Below are 14,973 nucleotides of genomic sequence, written 5' to 3'. Positions count from 1 at the left end.
CAGAAGAGATATTACATAGAAATAAAATAGGCAAACCACACAGCCATCGATACAGATGGCTGTGACCTTCACCTCAGCTCAAGGGTGAATAAAAAACGTGAGCAGCCAGCAAATACCACTTCGTCAAATAAACGAAAATGCATCGCTGAACATATGAGCTGCCAGCGCGCCACGCTCATTACAAAAACGCTCACGCGCAATTTTCGCCATCTCAAAACGCCCAGCGATGTAAATATCCTGTTCCGCCAGTGAACCGTAATCCTGCAAAACCGCGCTCAGAACCGTGCCCGTTCTACCATTCCACCCTTCTTCTGGCTGTTCGACGACGGGCACGACGCGCAGATTAGGGTGCTTGGCCACAAAACCTTCAAGCTCCGTTAAATCGTACAGATGCTGGGATTCGCGTCCGCCCCAGTAAATGGAGATATCGCGCTCAGGTTGCTGCGCCAGTGCGGTCAGCAGAATAGAACGCACATACGAAAATCCGGTTCCACCGGCAATCAACACCAGCGGGCGCGTACTCTCTTCTCGCAGCCAGGCCTCGCCATGCGGGATATCTACCGTCAGGTTTTTTTCCTTGTGAATGCGTTCCATCACGGCCATCGCGTAAAGGTTCAGTTCGGACGCCCCAATATGCAACTCAATAAAACCTTTATCCATCGGGGTCGATGCCAGTGAGAAAGGACGTTTATCTCGATCGCCCATCACTACCATCAAATATTGGCCAGCCCGAAAGGAAAAAGGCGCTTCAGGTAACAAACGAACGCGATAAACCGTATCGGTTATGGCTTCGACCGAAGTCACTTTACAGCTCAATGTTGTCATGCATTCCCTCTATAGGGTCATAAAAGCAAAACTGAGAACAGAGCAGCAGCAGTTAGCGCCGAGGCTCTCTGTCACTAAAAATGGCTAATTCGTCCCATATTTCATCAATACGGGCGCAAATCTGCGGGTCTTTCTTGATGGGGTGTCCCCATTCACGCTGCGTTTCGCCAGGCCATTTATTGGTCGCGTCCAGACCCATTTTTGAGCCCAGACCAGAAACCGGCGAAGCGAAATCAAGATAGTCTATCGGCGTATTTTCCACTAATACCGTATCGCGAGCCGGATCCATACGTGTGGTAATCGCCCATATCACGTCTTTCCAATCACGCGCGTTAACGTCATCATCGCAGACAATGACAAATTTCGTATACATGAACTGGCGTAAAAAAGACCAGACGCCCATCATGACGCGTTTGGCATGACCCGCGTACTGTTTCTTCATGGTAACGACCGCCAGACGGTAAGAGCAACCCTCCGGCGGCAAATAAAAGTCGACAATCTCAGGAAACTGCTTTTGCAGGATCGGTACGAAAACTTCATTCAGCGCCACGCCCAGTACCGCAGGCTCATCCGGCGGCCGCCCTGTGTAAGTCGAGTGATAAATAGCATTCTGGCGTTGAGTAATATGCGTAACGGTAAAGACCGGAAAGTGATCGACTTCATTGTAATAGCCGGTATGGTCGCCATACGGCCCCTCTGCCGCCATTTCTCCTGGCTCAATATAGCCTTCCAGAACAATTTCCGCACTGGCAGGGACTTCCAAATCGCTCGACAGACATTTAACCACTTCAGTCTTATGCCCACGTAATAAGCCCGCAAAGGCATATTCTGACAACGTGTCAGGCACAGGCGTCACCGCACCGAGGATCGTCGCTGGGTCAGCCCCCAGCGCGACAGCGACTGGAAAACGCTGCCCCGGATTTTCCTGACACCACTCCTGAAAATCCAGTGCGCCGCCGCGATGAGATAGCCAGCGCATGATCAGTTTGTTTTTACCCAGCACCTGCTGGCGATAGATCCCCAGGTTCTGCCGCTCTTTATGCGGCCCCCGCGTCACGGTGAGTCCCCAGGTAATAAGCGGCGCGGCATCTTCCGGCCAGCACTGCATCACTGGAATGCGTCGCAGATCAACATCATCGCCTTTCCAGACCTGCTCCTGACACGGCGCAGAAGACAGCCGTTTTGTCGGCATATTCAGTACCTGACGGAATTTCGGCATTTTATCGACCAGATCGCGGAACCCCTTAGGCGGCTCTGGCTCTTTCAAAAATGCCAGCAGCTTGCCAACGTCTCGCAATGCGCTGACCTCTTCCTGTCCCATTCCCAATGCAACACGCTTCGGCGTGCCAAATAAATTGCACAACACCGGCATGTCATAGCCTTTGGGGTTCTCAAACAGGAGGGCTGGACCTTCCGCACGCAGCGTCCGATCGGCAATTTCCGTCATTTCAAGGTAGGGATCGATGGGCTGGGTAATGCGTTTCAACTCCCCTCTCTCTTCCAGCAGTGAGAGGAATTCGCGTAAGTCACGGTATTTCATGCTATTCATCGGGGGCAGTCTATCGTTCTGGCTATTATAAAGTCTCTTAGCCAGCCTGTCGCTTCCCGCAATGCCTATTTATGGCAAGAATCCAATCACCATCAAGAATCCGCTCACCATAGTGTGATAACAAAAATATCCACCGAAAATTTTTTATCCTTGCTCGCTTTTGTTATGCTTGCACGTCGGAATCATAAGTCTGCGAAATTATGGAAGCCTGGTACTTACTGTATTGTAAACGTGGTCAACTGCTGCGAGCGAAAGAGCATCTGGAACGTCAGGATGTCACTTGCGTGAGCCCGATGATCACGCTAGACAAAATTGTTCGTGGTAAGCGAACTGAAGTGTGTGAGCCGCTGTTCCCGAACTACCTGTTTGTGGAATTCGACCCCGAGCGCATCCACACCACCACCATCAGCGCGACGCGTGGGGTGAACAGCTTTGTGCGATTTGGTGCACTGCCAGCGACCATTCCGCAGCAGGTTATTGATGAGCTATCACTTCGCCCCATACAGAAGATCATTGACCCGTTGACGCCACAGCCCGGTGATAACGTTGTGATCACCGATGGTGTCTTCTCTGGCCTTCAGGCGATCTACACCGAACCTGATGGTGAAGCCCGCTCAATGTTATTGCTGTGTATGCTAAACAAGCAGGTCAAGCACAGCATAGATAACCGAGAATTTCGTAAAACCTAGTCAAGCACGCCATCTTCTTTGCCTCACCCGGCGCGTTTGCACCACGCCGGGTGAGAACAGGTTTAGCGTTGCATATTCTGATCGTGCAGCCACTGTGCGACACGCTTAGCAAAATAGGTCAGTACGCCATCTGCGCCCGCGCGTTTAAAGCACAACAGAGACTCCATCACCACCGGTTGCTCCTGCAACCAACCGTTCTGAATCGCAGCCATGTGCATCGCATACTCACCAGAGACCTGATAAGCAAACGTCGGCACGCCGAACGTCTCCTTGACGCGACGAACCACATCCAGGTAAGGCATCCCCGGTTTGACCATCACCATATCCGCGCCTTCCTGCAAATCCTGTGCAATTTCCTGCAAGGCTTCATCGCTGTTGGCCGGGTCCATCTGGTAGGTTTTCTTATTGCCGCCTTTCAAATTACTCGCTGAACCCACGGCATCACGGAAAGGTCCGTAATAACACGATGCATATTTAGCTGAATACGCCATGATCTGGGTATTGATCAAGGTCTGCGCCTCAAGAGCGTCGCGGATGGCCCCGATACGTCCATCCATCATGTCGCTGGGGGCAATAATTTCGGCCCCAGCCTCGGCGTGAGACAACGCCTGACGCACCAAAATCTCTTTGGTGACGTCATTAATCACATAACCCTCTTCATCAATAATTCCGTCCTGCCCATGTGTGGTATAGGGATCGAGCGCCACATCCGTCAGCAAACCCAGCTCAGGGACAGCATCTTTCAACGCGCGGATCGTGCGCGGAACCAAGCCATTCGGATTATAGGCTTCTTCGGCATAGAGTGATTTTTTATCCGCTTCAACAACGGGAAACAGTGACAGCACCGGGATGCCAAGCTTAGCGATCTCTTCGGCTTCTTTCAGAAGCACGTCGACAGTCATCCGGTATACCCCCGGCATTGAGGGAACTTCCTGACGATGATTTGTCCCTTCCATCACGAAAACGGGATAAATCAAATCATTCACCGTCAGTTGATTTTCAGCAACAAGACGGCGGCTGAAATCATGGCGGCGGATGCGACGCATACGTCGGCCAGGGAACGTGCCGGGAAAAGCATTGCTCATGTCATTATTCTCCTGAATCAGGCCAGCCGGAAAATCCGGCGGGCATTTTCATCTGTAATCTGCCCCAACCATGTGGCATCTTCTCCACGCCACTCCGCAATCTGGCGAATAATATGGGGCAGATAACAGGGTTCGTTACGGCGGGATGCTGGTTTAGGGCGTAAATCCCGGGGTAACAGATAAGGTGCGTCGGTTTCCACCAACAGCCGATCGGCAGGGATATGTGGCAGTAAGGCGCGGAGTTCAAGTCCACGACGCTCATCACAAACCCAGCCGGTAATGCCAATCGTTAAGCCCACCGCCAGACACGCATCCAACTCTTGGCGATTACCAGTAAAGCAGTGAACCACAGCAGCAGGTAACTGACCCAACCACGGCGTCAGCAGAGAGATAAAGCGGGGATGTGCGTCGCGGCAGTGAAGGAAAACCGGCATGGACAGCTCAGCAGCAATGGCCAATTGTGCACTGAATGCTCGCTCCTGCTCTTCTGGAGTCGAAAAGTTACGGTTGAAATCCAACCCACATTCGCCAATGGCAACCACACAGGCAGCATTTGCCATGTGGTGAACCTGTTCAGCGATATCACCATTCCACTGGCTGGCATCATGCGGATGAACACCCGCCGTTGACCAGCAGTAATCGGGATAAGCTTGCGCCAGTAACATGGCCTGATGGCTTTCCTGGGCATTGGTTCCTGTGATCAAGATGCCACTGACACCCGCTTGCTTTGCCCGGATGACGACCTGTTCCCTGTCTTTTTCAAACTGAGAACTGGTTAGGTTGACACCAATATCAAACATGACTTTCACTCTAGCGAATAAAAAATAAGACCTCTCAAAGAGAGGTCATTTTACCGTCCTGCCGCAGGTAACCGTGAGTGACTACGATAGCTCTTCGGTTTCGGTTCTTCGGCCTTTACCAACATAAAACCGCGCGAAGAAGACGCCGATTTCAAACAGCAGGTACATCGGGATAGCCAGCAGCGTCTGTGAGAGAACGTCCGGCGGCGTTAGCAGCATCCCGACAACGAATGCGCCCACCAAAATATAAGGACGCTTTCTCTTCAGATCTTCCGGCGTCACCACGCCACTCCAGCAGAGCAGCACAATGGCAACGGGCACCTCAAACGATACGCCGAACGCCATGAACAGCGCCATAACAAAATCGAGGTAGTTATTGATGTCAGTTGCAATCACCACGCCAATGGGCGCAGTTTTCGCAAAAAAACCAAACGCCAGCGGGAACACCACAAAGTACGCAAACGCCATACCCGAATAAAATAGCAGGCTGCTGGATACCAGTAACGGCATCATTAAGCGACGTTCGTGTTTATACAGGGCAGGCGCGACAAACGCCCACACCTGATACAGCACCAGTGGCGCGGCAATAAACACCGAGACAATCATCGTCAGCTTTATCGGCGCGAAGAACGGTGAAGCGACATCAGTCGCGATCATATTGGCGCCGGCAGGCAATTGCTCGATGAGTGGTGCAGAAACCAGTTGGTAAATGTCATTGGCAAAGTACACCAGCGCAATAAATACCGCCAGCACACAGATAATGCTGTTTAGTAGTCGCTTGCGTAGCTCAATAAGGTGGCTAATTAGCGGTTGAGTATCTTCATCGGCCATAAACTAAAGACTATCGCTCGGTTGGCGGGCAGAAACAGCAGAAGACTGGGACTGCTCAGGTTTGACATTATCGTTGCCGACAACTTCATCACCTGTAGCGTTACGGCCATCATGGTGATATTCAGAAGCAACACTGTTTTCAGGTTTAGGCTGGCTGACTGCCGGACGTACTGTGGCTTCCGCTTCAATCACCCCATCATAAGCGGCTTCGGGATCGCTCAGTGGGATGTTGCGCTGCGGTTCCATCGCCGCATTGTGAACGTCTGATTTTTTGGGATCGTCTGATTTTGCGAGCCCCTCTGACGTTTGCGGTAACGATGTTCCGGTATAGCCACGTTTCATCGCCTCTGCCGCCTCTTTGAGTTCATCCATTGAGGCTTTCAACTCAGGCGACAGGTTCTGCAAACTGGCATTTTCGACTTTCTTCAGGCTTTCCTGAAACTCCTGGAGTTTCAGTTCCTGCGCCAGTTCATTCTGAACCGTAGATGCCAGCGAACGCAGCGTCCTGATCCAGCTTGCAACCGTTCTGACTGCGACGGGGAGACGCTCCGGCCCGAGAACAATCAGGCCGAGAATCATCACCAATAGCAATTCACCAAAACCGATATCGAACACAGATTACACCTGCTCTTTATGCTGGCTCTTCGTATCGCCCTGCTTGACGTCTGATTGGCTGTCAGCAATAGACTTGGTAGAGAAATCGGCATCTGGCTGCGTTTTGTCTGTACTAGCCGGCGGCTGTTCGTCACCCATGGCTTTCTTAAAGCCTTTGATTGACGCGCCCAAATCCGAACCCAGCGTTCTCAACTTGTTGGTTCCGAACAGCAAGATGACGATAACTGCGATAATCAACAGGTTCCAGAGACTAATACCACCCATAACATTTACCTCTTTTCAAAAAGGGGAACGACAGAATTTTCGTTATTATATCGGGTAATTCTGGCGTGCATCATGATCTGCTTCAACGAGTTCGACGCCAACCGATAAACCAGGCAACAATTCCTGCTGCCATCAACCCTGCGGGAACCATATCGGTTCCAACACGACCAACCAGTAACACCGTACCACTGATTAGCAGGGTTGCGCCAATACCCAAAAGATATCGTGACTGTCCTTGGCGAGCCTGCTGCGTTTTCAGCTCATGTGCCAGCTTATCGACGCTTTGCTTTAACATCTTATGCTGACGCAGCCCATCATAAAAGAGCTCAGGAAGCTCCGGCAGTTTCTCAGCCCAGAACGGTGCCTTTTCTTTTAGCGCCCGGAAAACCGCAGGTAAACCGACCTGTTGCTTCAGCCAACTCTCCAGAAAAGGCTTAGCGGTTTTCCACAGATCGAGCTGCGGATAAAGCTGCCGACCAACGCCTTCAATATACAGCAGCGTTTTTTGCAGCAATACCAACTGAGGCTGTACTTCCATATTGAAGCGACGCGCCGTATTAAACAAATTCAACAATACATGACCGAACGAAATTTCCGCCAACGGCTTCTCGAAAATCGGCTCACAGACAGTACGAATAGCAAACTCAAAATCTGCAACATTGGTATCTGCAGGCACCCAGCCCGAATCTACATGCAGTTCGGCGACTTTGCGATAATCACGGTTGAAAAAAGCGATGAAATTCTCAGCCAGATAGCGCTTATCTTCTTTATTCAACGAACCGACGATACCGCAATCAATACCGATGTACTGCGGGTCTTCGGGGTGATCGTAGCTGATAAAGATATTGCCGGGATGCATATCCGCATGGAAGAAACTGTCGCGAAATACCTGCGTGAAGAACACCTGAACGCCGCGCTCTGCCAGCAATTTCATATCCGTTCCATTGGCTTGCAGCGCGTCGACATCAGAAACAGGAATGCCGTAGATACGTTCCATGACCAACATGCTTTCTCTGCAATAGTCCGAATAAATTTCCGGCACATACAGCATCGGGCTGTTCTCAAAATTACGCCGCAGTTGGATGGCATTTGCCGCTTCTCGCAGCAAATTCAGCTCATCAAGCAGTGTTTTTTCATATTCCAGCACCACTTCACGCGGGCGCAGACGGCGACCATCCGGTAACAAGCGAGGCAACCAGCCAGCCAGACGTTTCATCAGGCGCATATCTGCCTTGATGACAGGTAAAATATCCGGGCGGATCACCTTGATAACAATCTCTTTTCCCGTACTTTTCAGGCGGGCGGTATGAACCTGTGCAATCGAAGCTGAAGCCAACGGTTTGATATCAAAATCGTCAAACCACTCTTCAAGAGGGATCCCCCCCATTGACAGCTCAATCTGCTCACGCGCCAGTTTGCCATCAAACGGCTCAACCTTATCCTGCAACATTGCTAACTGATCGGCGATAGCAGGTGGAAACAGATCGCGGCGCGTCGACATCATTTGCCCGAACTTAATCCACACCGGCCCCAACTCCTGAAGCGCTAAACGCAGACGTTCCCCTAAAGGCATGTTGCGGTGGCGGTTAGGTAACCAAAACAGCAGGCGGCGACCCGCACGCAGTGGAAACGTCAGACGCATTTTAGGAATGAGTTCGTCCAGACCATAGCTCAACAACACACGCACAATGCTGTAGAGGCGGCGTAATTCACCGGGCGTCATCGTAAGGTCTCCAGTTTCGCCAGCCGTTCAGACAACACATCAACGGATTTATCCAGCGCAACAATTTCCTCGTGGAACCAGGCGTTTTCCAGTTTTCCCGGTGCCAGTCGCCACTCTTCCGTTAACGTCTCGGAAAGAAAATGTTGCTGCTGATGTAATGACCGTTTCAGGAAACCCAGTGTTTTCTGTGCCGTCTGGCTAAGGCCCTGAGCAACGATATCGCCCAGATAAGGGGATAGCCATTCCGCCGGATCGAACTCCGCCAGATCGCACAGCACGATGAACTGTTGAACGACTTGAATATCACCTTCAATAACCAGTTCACCGCTACGCATCAGTGACGATAGCTGTTGACGATCGCGTAATTTCATCAGAACCGGGACGCGTGTATTCAGACGACAATCAGCCAATTCGCCCCACTGGCTAACGACATCCAGTCGCTGTTCGTTAAACACCAGCACCAAAGGAACATCCAGTTCAGCCAGCGCGATCTGGAGTGTTTTTCCCTGTAAACGCTGACGGGCAGACTTCATGCTCCGATCACAAGAAACAGTGTCGTGAAAAAGAAGCTGATTCAGCGCAGTTTCCAGCGTAGCTGTCAGAAAAGACGTTATCAGCATTGGCGTTTCCAATCAGAATTTAAACCCACGGTGCAGCGCAACGATTCCACCGGTGAGGTTGAAATAGTTAACGCTGTCAAAACCGGCATCGCTCATCATCCCTTTCAGCGTTTCCTGATCGGGGTGCATGCGGATAGATTCCGCCAGATAGCGGTAGCTCCCGGCATCACTTGCCACAGCTTCGCCAATTCTCGGCAGGATATGAAATGAATAGGCATCGTAAACGGTGCTCAACTGTTTAATCACCGGTTTGGAAAACTCCAACACCAGTAACCGACCGCCCGGCTTTAGAACACGGTACATGGAGCGTAGCGCTTTGTTTTTGTCCGTCACGTTGCGCAGACCAAAGGAGATAGTAATGCAGTCGAAGAAATCATCGGGGAACGGCAGCGCTTCTGCATTTGCCTGCACGTAGTTGATGTTGTCGATAATACCTTTGTTACGCAGTTTCTCGCGGCCGACCTTCAGCATTGATGCGTTGATGTCCGCCAGAATGACCTCACCCCCTTCGCCCACCATGCGGGAGAATTTGGCGGTTAAATCCCCAGTTCCACCTGCAAGATCCAGCACGCGCTGGTTACGTCTTACCCCACTGCATTCAATGGTGAAACGCTTCCAAATACGGTGGATACCAAAGGACATCAGGTCATTCATCAGGTCATACTTTGCTGCTACAGAATGAAAAACCTCAGCCACCATGACTTCTTTTTCATCCCTGGCGACAGTCCGGAAACCAAAGTCGGCCGTATTCTCCTGCTCACTTGCCATCTTATCCGCCTACTATTTCAGTCAAATTTCGGGTCTACCCATTAATGGTGAGAGTGTACCAGACCCGGATAAAAACCCCACTGCACTAATTTCGCATAGCATGAGTGCCAAACCCACGAAATTCATACCTATTTATGCTGTCATACTTCAAGCTGCTTGTGCGTTGGCGGCCCTTCTTCACCTTCCGTTTTTACGGTTGGAGAGCCAGAGTCGGGCGCGGCGGAGCCCAATAATTCATCGTGCTCAGTGTGCTCATGAGCCATTGCTTTTTCTGCCAATGACGGGCTGATCGTGCGTTTAATTTCTACACCCAACGCGCGGAACCCCTCAGCCTGGCCAATAAGATTACCACGCCCAGAAGAAAGTTTATTCATCGCCTGACGATAAGTGCCCTGCGCTTTATCCAGACTCTGCCCCAGAGATTCCATATCATCTACAAACAACCGCAGCTTATCGTATAGCCGTGAGGCTTTCTCGGCGATCTGCTGTGCATTGCGGCTCTGTTGCTCATAGCGCCATAAATTGTTGATGGTACGCAATGCCACCAGCAGCGTGGTCGGGCTGACCAGCATAATGTTGTGCTTTAACGCCTCGTTGATCAACTCGGGCTGGCGGTCGATAGCGACCAGAAAAGCGGGTTCGACGGGAATAAACATCAGCACGTAGTCTAGCGAACGCAGCCCCGGAAGCTGCTGGTAATCTTTGCTGCTCAACTGCCGAATATGGCTGCGCACCGAGAGCAAATGTTCGTTCAGCGCCGTACTACGTTCTACATCATCATCACTATTGAAATAACGCTCGTAGGCCACCAGCGACATCTTGGCATCGATCACGACATCTTTGCCCTGCGGTAAACGCACGATGACATCCGGTTGCAAACGGCTATTTGTCCCCGTTTGCACACTAACCTGTGTTTGGTATTCATAGCCTTCACGCAGGCCAGAGGCTTCCAGCACGCGGCTTAACACCACTTCACCCCAGTTACCCTGCGTCTTATTGTCGCCTTTCAACGCTTTCGTCAGGTTGATGGCTTCGTGTGCCATCTGCGCGTTCAACTGTTGCAGATTGCGGATCTCGTGCGCCAGCGTGTGGCGCTCACGTGCTTCCGCGCCAAAGCTGTCCTGTACCTGACGGCGGAATCCATCAAGTTGCTCACGCAACGGCATCAGCAACTTATCCAGACTCTGTTTATTTTGTTCGTCCACCTTGCGACCGCTGTGTTCGAAAATACGATTCGCCAGATTCTCAAATTGCGTCGTCAACCGCTGTTCGCTGCTTGCCAGCAACCGCTGCTTCTCTTCCGCCGCCATCCGGGTTTCTTCTAACCGAATGGTGACTTCACGCAGTTCAGCTTCCAGTGTGCTATTGATTTCGCGTAGCGTCCGCAGTTCCTGATTTAACTGCACGCACTCAGTGCGGAGTTCACCAAGCTGTTGCAGCTTTTCATGGCTGGCAGAGAGTTGAGCGTGAACCGTGCGCAGTTCCAGCTCGTTTTGCCGCAGCCGTTGTTCGTCCTGCTGCTTTGCCTGCTGCTGTTCGCTGAGCGACTGTTGAGCCTGCTGTAATGTCTGAGCCAGCAACCGTTGTTCGGTATCATGCTGCGACAGCTTCTGCTGGTGAATCAGGCTGGCAATTAACCACCCGATCAGCAGACCCACCGCACCACCGCCTAGACCATAAAATATGCTGATATCCACTTTGCCTCCGCAGGCCTTTCACGCTGTCGGTCAAGGTAAAATGATACTGTATGGATGTCCAGAAACAATTCTGACGGGGGAGTAGGTTGAGCCAAAAAATGCGAGCCGCATTCCATATGAATATGGGCATACGATAATTTGCAGAAAAATCAGAGCAGTAACGCTTCCATTCCCCCAACGTGAACACCTACATTGGGGGAATGGAAGGTATAGCTTAGCGAAGAGTGCGACTTAACCTAGGCGCTGCTTCGCATCGCTGATAGCTTTGGCAACCTGCTGTGGTGATACGCCACCCTGTGCAGCACGCTTATCCAGACAGGATTGCAACGCCAGAATCGGGTATACATCTTCGCCAATCACGGCGCTGAATTTTTGCAGATCGGCCAGCGGCAGTGCTTCCAACGCTTTGCCCTGACGAATGGCTTCAACCACCGCTTCACCCACGATATGGTGCGCTTCACGGAACGGAACGCCTTTCGCGACCAGATAATCCGCCAGCTCTGTCGAGTTGGCGTAGCCTTGCTCGGCGGCTTCTTTACAGCGTGGACGTTTCACCTGAATGCCTTCCAGCACCAGACCCGCCATCATCAGGCAATCGTGCCAGGTGTCGAGCGCGTCAAACAGCCCTTCTTTGTCTTCCTGCATGTCCTTGTTATACGCCAGCGGCAGGCCTTTGAGCGTCATCATCATGCCCGTTAACGCACCCTGTACACGGCCACATTTACCACGAATCAGCTCCAGCGCATCCGGGTTTTTCTTCTGCGGCATCAGGGAAGAACCGGATGTCACACGGTCAGAAAGCTCGACGAACGCCGCTTCACCGCTGTTGAAAAAGATCAGATCTTCGGCAAAACGCGACAGGTGGATCATGCCGATCGAGGCGTCGGACAGCAGTTCCAGTACATGATCGCGATCGGAAACCGTATCCAGACTGTTGCGCGTGGCGGAAGCAAAACCCAGCCAGCCAGCCAACTGCTCACGGTCAATAGGATAAGCCGTTCCTGCCAGCGCGCCACAGCCCAGCGGGCTGACATCCAGACGCTTCAGCGTATCTTCCAGACGGCTTTCATCACGCGCCAGCATTTCATGATAAGCCAGACACCAGTGTGCAAACGTCACCGGCTGCGCGCGCTGCAAGTGGGTGTAACCCGGCATCACGGCATCCTGATTCGCTTCTGCCGTCGTGACCAGCGCCTGACGCAGTTGGCGCACTGACAGCAGCAGCTCTGCAATCTGCGCCTTGCACCACAGTTTCAGGTCGGTTGCGACCTGATCGTTACGGCTGCGACCGGTATGCAGTTTTTTGCCCAAATCACCGACTTTCTCTATCAGGCGCAGTTCAACCCAACTGTGAATGTCTTCTGCATCGCTTTGCAGGATGATCTCAGGATCGGCTTGTACCTCAACCAGCAGCGCATTCAGCGCCTGTTCCAGTTGTTGTTGTTCCTGCTCGCTGAGCACATTGACCGTCACCAGCGCTTTCGACCAGCCGATCGAGCCAACGATGTCCTGTTCCGCCAGACGGTAATCAAACCGCAGTGAGTCATTAAATTGTTTAAAACGCTGATCTGCTGCCTGACTAAACCGACCGCCCCACAAAGCCATAACCCTTACTCCTAAAAATTTAATTCATGTTGGTATGGCATCATGCCATACCCAGAAACGACTTACGCCAGAATACGTGTACCGATAGCCACACCGTTAAACAGCGCAGGCAGTTGCTCGGCATGACGCCAGCTAGCGATATCAACCGGACGACCCAGCGCACGAGCAGCATCCAGCGCGGCATTGACCTTAACAATCATGCCGTCGGTGATAATGCCTTGAGCAATCAACTGCTCGGCTTTCTCTGCCGTCATTTCGGCAATACGCTGGCCTTTACCGTCCAGAATGCCGCTAACGTCAGACAGCAGGATTAAATCTGCGCCCAGCGTTTGCGCCAGCGCCGTCGCTGCCTGATCGGCGTTGACGTTCATCAGGTCGCCCTGCGCCGTAATACCAATGGAGCTGACGACAGGCAGATAGCCCGCAGACAACAGCGTGTTCAGCAACGCAGGCGACCCGGCTTCCGCTTTACCCACAAAGCCCAGCGCTTCATCTAACTGCGTGACCGTGGTGCTGCCACCATCGCCCAGACACAAGCCGACTGCGTTGATATCATGCTTCTTCGCCCATGACAGCAGGGTTTTGTTGGCCGAGCCCGCCAGCGCACCAGTGATGATGTCGATCTGATCGGCTGGCGTGACGCGCAGGCCGTTTTTCTTCACGACAGGCAACGACAGCTTCTTCATCAGCTCATCTACCAGACAGCCACCGCCGTGTACAATCACCAGCGGACGCTGATGCTCCTGACGGTAAGCCACCAGCGCGGTAAACAGACGCTCCAGCGCTTCTTCGCTATCCAGTAAAACGCCACCTAACTTGATAATTAACGGATTCATTATGCTTCGCGCCTCGAAATGTCGGGACCAGTAGTGATTAAATTAACGATTGGGTTTCAGGGAAACCAAAACGAATGTTCATGCATTGCACAGCCTGTGCCGCCGCGCCTTTCAGCAGGTTATCTTCGGTTGCCACCACGATCAGGTGCTCACCGTCAACCGAGAAGCCAATATCGCAAAACGGCAGACCAACAACGGATTTCAGCGCCGGAACACCCTTATCATACAGGCGAACCAGCGGCTTATCGTGATAAGCGTTGTGATAGGCTTCGGCGACATCCTGCTGGGTTACGCCCGGTTGCAGGCGACAGGTGATGGTTTCCAGAATGCCACGGGCGAAGTTGCCCAAATGCGGCGTGAAGATCACCGGTGTACCGAGGTGCGTTGAAATTTCAGGCTCATGACGGTGGTTGAAAATACCGTATGGTTGCAGGCTGACCTCACAGAAACTGTTGGTCATCGATGCTTTACGTCCTGCCCCACTCACACCGCTGACGGCATTAATCACTGGCCACTGGGCCGGATTCAACAGTTGCGCATCCAGCAGCGGTTTCAGCGCCAACTGTGCGGCCGTTGGATAACAACCCGGCACGGCAATCAGTTGTGCCTGTTTGACACTTTCAGCGCGCCATTCGGCCAGCCCGTAAACCGCTTTTGCCAGCCAGTCAGTGTGCTGATGTTCGAAGCCATAATAGCGGCGATAAAATTCGGCATCCTGTACGCGGAACGCGCCGGATAAATCAAAAACAGTGCAGCCTGCCGCCAGAAAAACCGGGGCCAGATCGTGGCTGACTTTGTGGTCGGTCGCCAGAAAAACGACATCCACGCCTTTCGCCGCTTCTTCAGCATCGGTCAGCGGTTTTACCGGTATGTCGATGATGCCTTTGAGCTGCGGATGTAAATCAGAAATCAATTTTCCTGCATCGACACTTTGCGCAGAAACCATCAAAGCGGTTATGTTCATCTGTGGGTGACGGTTCAGGTAGAGCGCAAGCTCAGCGCCGGTATAACCACTTGCACCAACAATCAGCGTATTCAGCATGGGATCCGTATACCTTCTTATTTA

General features: G+C 52.2%; 15 protein-coding genes. 1 reads left to right on the top strand and 14 read right to left on the bottom strand.

Annotation, left to right across the window (positions count from 1 at the left end; genetic code table 11):
* Positions 1-123: 123 nt before the first annotated feature.
* Positions 124-825, bottom strand: coding sequence for an NAD(P)H-flavin reductase (gene fre / locus A8F97_RS20280; RefSeq protein ID WP_014701834.1), 702 nt, complete (start codon positions 823-825; stop codon positions 124-126).
* A gap of 52 nt (positions 826-877) precedes the next feature.
* On the bottom strand, positions 878-2,374 hold the full coding sequence (gene ubiD / locus A8F97_RS20275; protein WP_014701835.1) for a 4-hydroxy-3-polyprenylbenzoate decarboxylase: 1,497 nt from the start codon (positions 2,372-2,374) through the stop codon (positions 878-880).
* A gap of 200 nt (positions 2,375-2,574) precedes the next feature.
* On the opposite strand from ubiD, the gene rfaH reads away from it, so the two are divergent.
* A complete protein-coding gene (rfaH, locus tag A8F97_RS20270) occupies positions 2,575-3,063 on the top strand; it encodes a transcription/translation regulatory transformer protein RfaH (RefSeq protein ID WP_005973442.1) in 489 nt (162 codons plus the stop codon).
* 62 nt (positions 3,064-3,125) lie between these two features.
* Here the strand turns inward: rfaH and hemB are convergent, their stop codons facing one another.
* The 12 genes from hemB to argC form a co-directional block, all read right to left on the bottom strand.
* Positions 3,126-4,148 (bottom strand): porphobilinogen synthase, encoded by a 1,023-nt coding sequence (gene hemB / locus A8F97_RS20265; protein WP_014701836.1) that lies wholly within the window; start codon positions 4,146-4,148, stop codon positions 3,126-3,128.
* A gap of 17 nt (positions 4,149-4,165) precedes the next feature.
* On the bottom strand, positions 4,166-4,948 hold the full coding sequence (gene tatD / locus A8F97_RS20260; RefSeq protein ID WP_025920398.1) for a 3'-5' ssDNA/RNA exonuclease TatD: 783 nt from the start codon (positions 4,946-4,948) through the stop codon (positions 4,166-4,168).
* A gap of 81 nt (positions 4,949-5,029) precedes the next feature.
* On the bottom strand, positions 5,030-5,779 hold the full coding sequence (gene tatC, locus A8F97_RS20255; RefSeq protein WP_025920399.1) for a Sec-independent protein translocase subunit TatC: 750 nt from the start codon (positions 5,777-5,779) through the stop codon (positions 5,030-5,032).
* Positions 5,780-5,782: 3 nt separating this feature from the next.
* Complete coding sequence (gene tatB / locus A8F97_RS20250) at positions 5,783-6,394, bottom strand: Sec-independent protein translocase protein TatB (protein WP_033072534.1); 612 nt, start codon at positions 6,392-6,394, stop codon at positions 5,783-5,785.
* 3 nt (positions 6,395-6,397) lie between these two features.
* A complete protein-coding gene (gene tatA, locus A8F97_RS20245) occupies positions 6,398-6,658 on the bottom strand; it encodes a Sec-independent protein translocase subunit TatA (protein WP_015731431.1) in 261 nt (86 codons plus the stop codon).
* 82 nt (positions 6,659-6,740) lie between these two features.
* Positions 6,741-8,381: a ubiquinone biosynthesis regulatory protein kinase UbiB gene (gene ubiB / locus A8F97_RS20240; protein WP_014701841.1), complete on the bottom strand. Its 1,641-nt coding sequence runs from the start codon at positions 8,379-8,381 to the stop codon at positions 6,741-6,743.
* The gene (gene ubiJ / locus A8F97_RS20235) at positions 8,378-9,001 is read right to left on the bottom strand and encodes a ubiquinone biosynthesis protein UbiJ (RefSeq protein ID WP_014701842.1); all 624 of its coding nucleotides are present in this window, start codon (positions 8,999-9,001) and stop codon (positions 8,378-8,380) included. The genes ubiB and ubiJ overlap by 4 nt, the downstream gene beginning before the upstream one ends.
* A gap of 12 nt (positions 9,002-9,013) precedes the next feature.
* Positions 9,014-9,769: a bifunctional demethylmenaquinone methyltransferase/2-methoxy-6-polyprenyl-1,4-benzoquinol methylase UbiE gene (ubiE, locus tag A8F97_RS20230; RefSeq protein ID WP_005973427.1), complete on the bottom strand. Its 756-nt coding sequence runs from the start codon at positions 9,767-9,769 to the stop codon at positions 9,014-9,016.
* A 140-nt stretch (positions 9,770-9,909) separates the two neighbouring features.
* Positions 9,910-11,466, bottom strand: coding sequence for a DNA recombination protein RmuC (rmuC, locus tag A8F97_RS20225; RefSeq protein ID WP_033072535.1), 1,557 nt, complete (start codon positions 11,464-11,466; stop codon positions 9,910-9,912).
* A gap of 231 nt (positions 11,467-11,697) precedes the next feature.
* Positions 11,698-13,071 (bottom strand): argininosuccinate lyase, encoded by a 1,374-nt coding sequence (gene argH / locus A8F97_RS20220; RefSeq protein WP_015731433.1) that lies wholly within the window; start codon positions 13,069-13,071, stop codon positions 11,698-11,700.
* Between the two features lie 62 nt (positions 13,072-13,133).
* Positions 13,134-13,907, bottom strand: a complete 774-nt coding sequence (gene argB / locus A8F97_RS20215) for an acetylglutamate kinase (RefSeq protein ID WP_015731434.1) — start codon at positions 13,905-13,907, stop codon at positions 13,134-13,136.
* A gap of 37 nt (positions 13,908-13,944) precedes the next feature.
* Complete coding sequence (gene argC, locus A8F97_RS20210; RefSeq protein WP_014701846.1) at positions 13,945-14,949, bottom strand: N-acetyl-gamma-glutamyl-phosphate reductase; 1,005 nt, start codon at positions 14,947-14,949, stop codon at positions 13,945-13,947.
* Positions 14,950-14,973 lie beyond the last annotated feature (24 nt).

Origin of the sequence: Pectobacterium parmentieri (genome assembly GCF_001742145.1) — a bacterium.
Lineage (GTDB): Bacteria > Pseudomonadota > Gammaproteobacteria > Enterobacterales > Enterobacteriaceae > Pectobacterium > Pectobacterium parmentieri.
This window is presented reverse-complemented; position numbering and strand designations above follow the sequence as displayed.

What these genes read in the sequence shown, in the direction of transcription:
- rfaH (WP_005973442.1), top strand. Translation starts at nt 2,575, where the DNA reads ATGGAAGCCTGGTACTTACTGTATTGTAAACGTGGTCAACTGCTGCGA.
- argH (WP_015731433.1), bottom strand. Translation starts at nt 13,071, where the DNA reads ATGGCTTTGTGGGGCGGTCGGTTTAGTCAGGCAGCAGATCAGCGTTTT.
- hemB (WP_014701836.1), bottom strand. Translation starts at nt 4,148, where the DNA reads ATGAGCAATGCTTTTCCCGGCACGTTCCCTGGCCGACGTATGCGTCGC.
- tatA (WP_015731431.1), bottom strand. Translation starts at nt 6,658, where the DNA reads ATGGGTGGTATTAGTCTCTGGAACCTGTTGATTATCGCAGTTATCGTC.
- argB (WP_015731434.1), bottom strand. Translation starts at nt 13,907, where the DNA reads ATGAATCCGTTAATTATCAAGTTAGGTGGCGTTTTACTGGATAGCGAA.
- ubiD (WP_014701835.1), bottom strand. Translation starts at nt 2,374, where the DNA reads ATGAATAGCATGAAATACCGTGACTTACGCGAATTCCTCTCACTGCTG.
- tatD (WP_025920398.1), bottom strand. Translation starts at nt 4,948, where the DNA reads ATGTTTGATATTGGTGTCAACCTAACCAGTTCTCAGTTTGAAAAAGAC.
- ubiB (WP_014701841.1), bottom strand. Translation starts at nt 8,381, where the DNA reads ATGACGCCCGGTGAATTACGCCGCCTCTACAGCATTGTGCGTGTGTTG.
- tatC (WP_025920399.1), bottom strand. Translation starts at nt 5,779, where the DNA reads ATGGCCGATGAAGATACTCAACCGCTAATTAGCCACCTTATTGAGCTA.
- ubiJ (WP_014701842.1), bottom strand. Translation starts at nt 9,001, where the DNA reads ATGCTGATAACGTCTTTTCTGACAGCTACGCTGGAAACTGCGCTGAAT.
- fre (WP_014701834.1), bottom strand. Translation starts at nt 825, where the DNA reads ATGACAACATTGAGCTGTAAAGTGACTTCGGTCGAAGCCATAACCGAT.
- argC (WP_014701846.1), bottom strand. Translation starts at nt 14,949, where the DNA reads ATGCTGAATACGCTGATTGTTGGTGCAAGTGGTTATACCGGCGCTGAG.
- ubiE (WP_005973427.1), bottom strand. Translation starts at nt 9,769, where the DNA reads ATGGCAAGTGAGCAGGAGAATACGGCCGACTTTGGTTTCCGGACTGTC.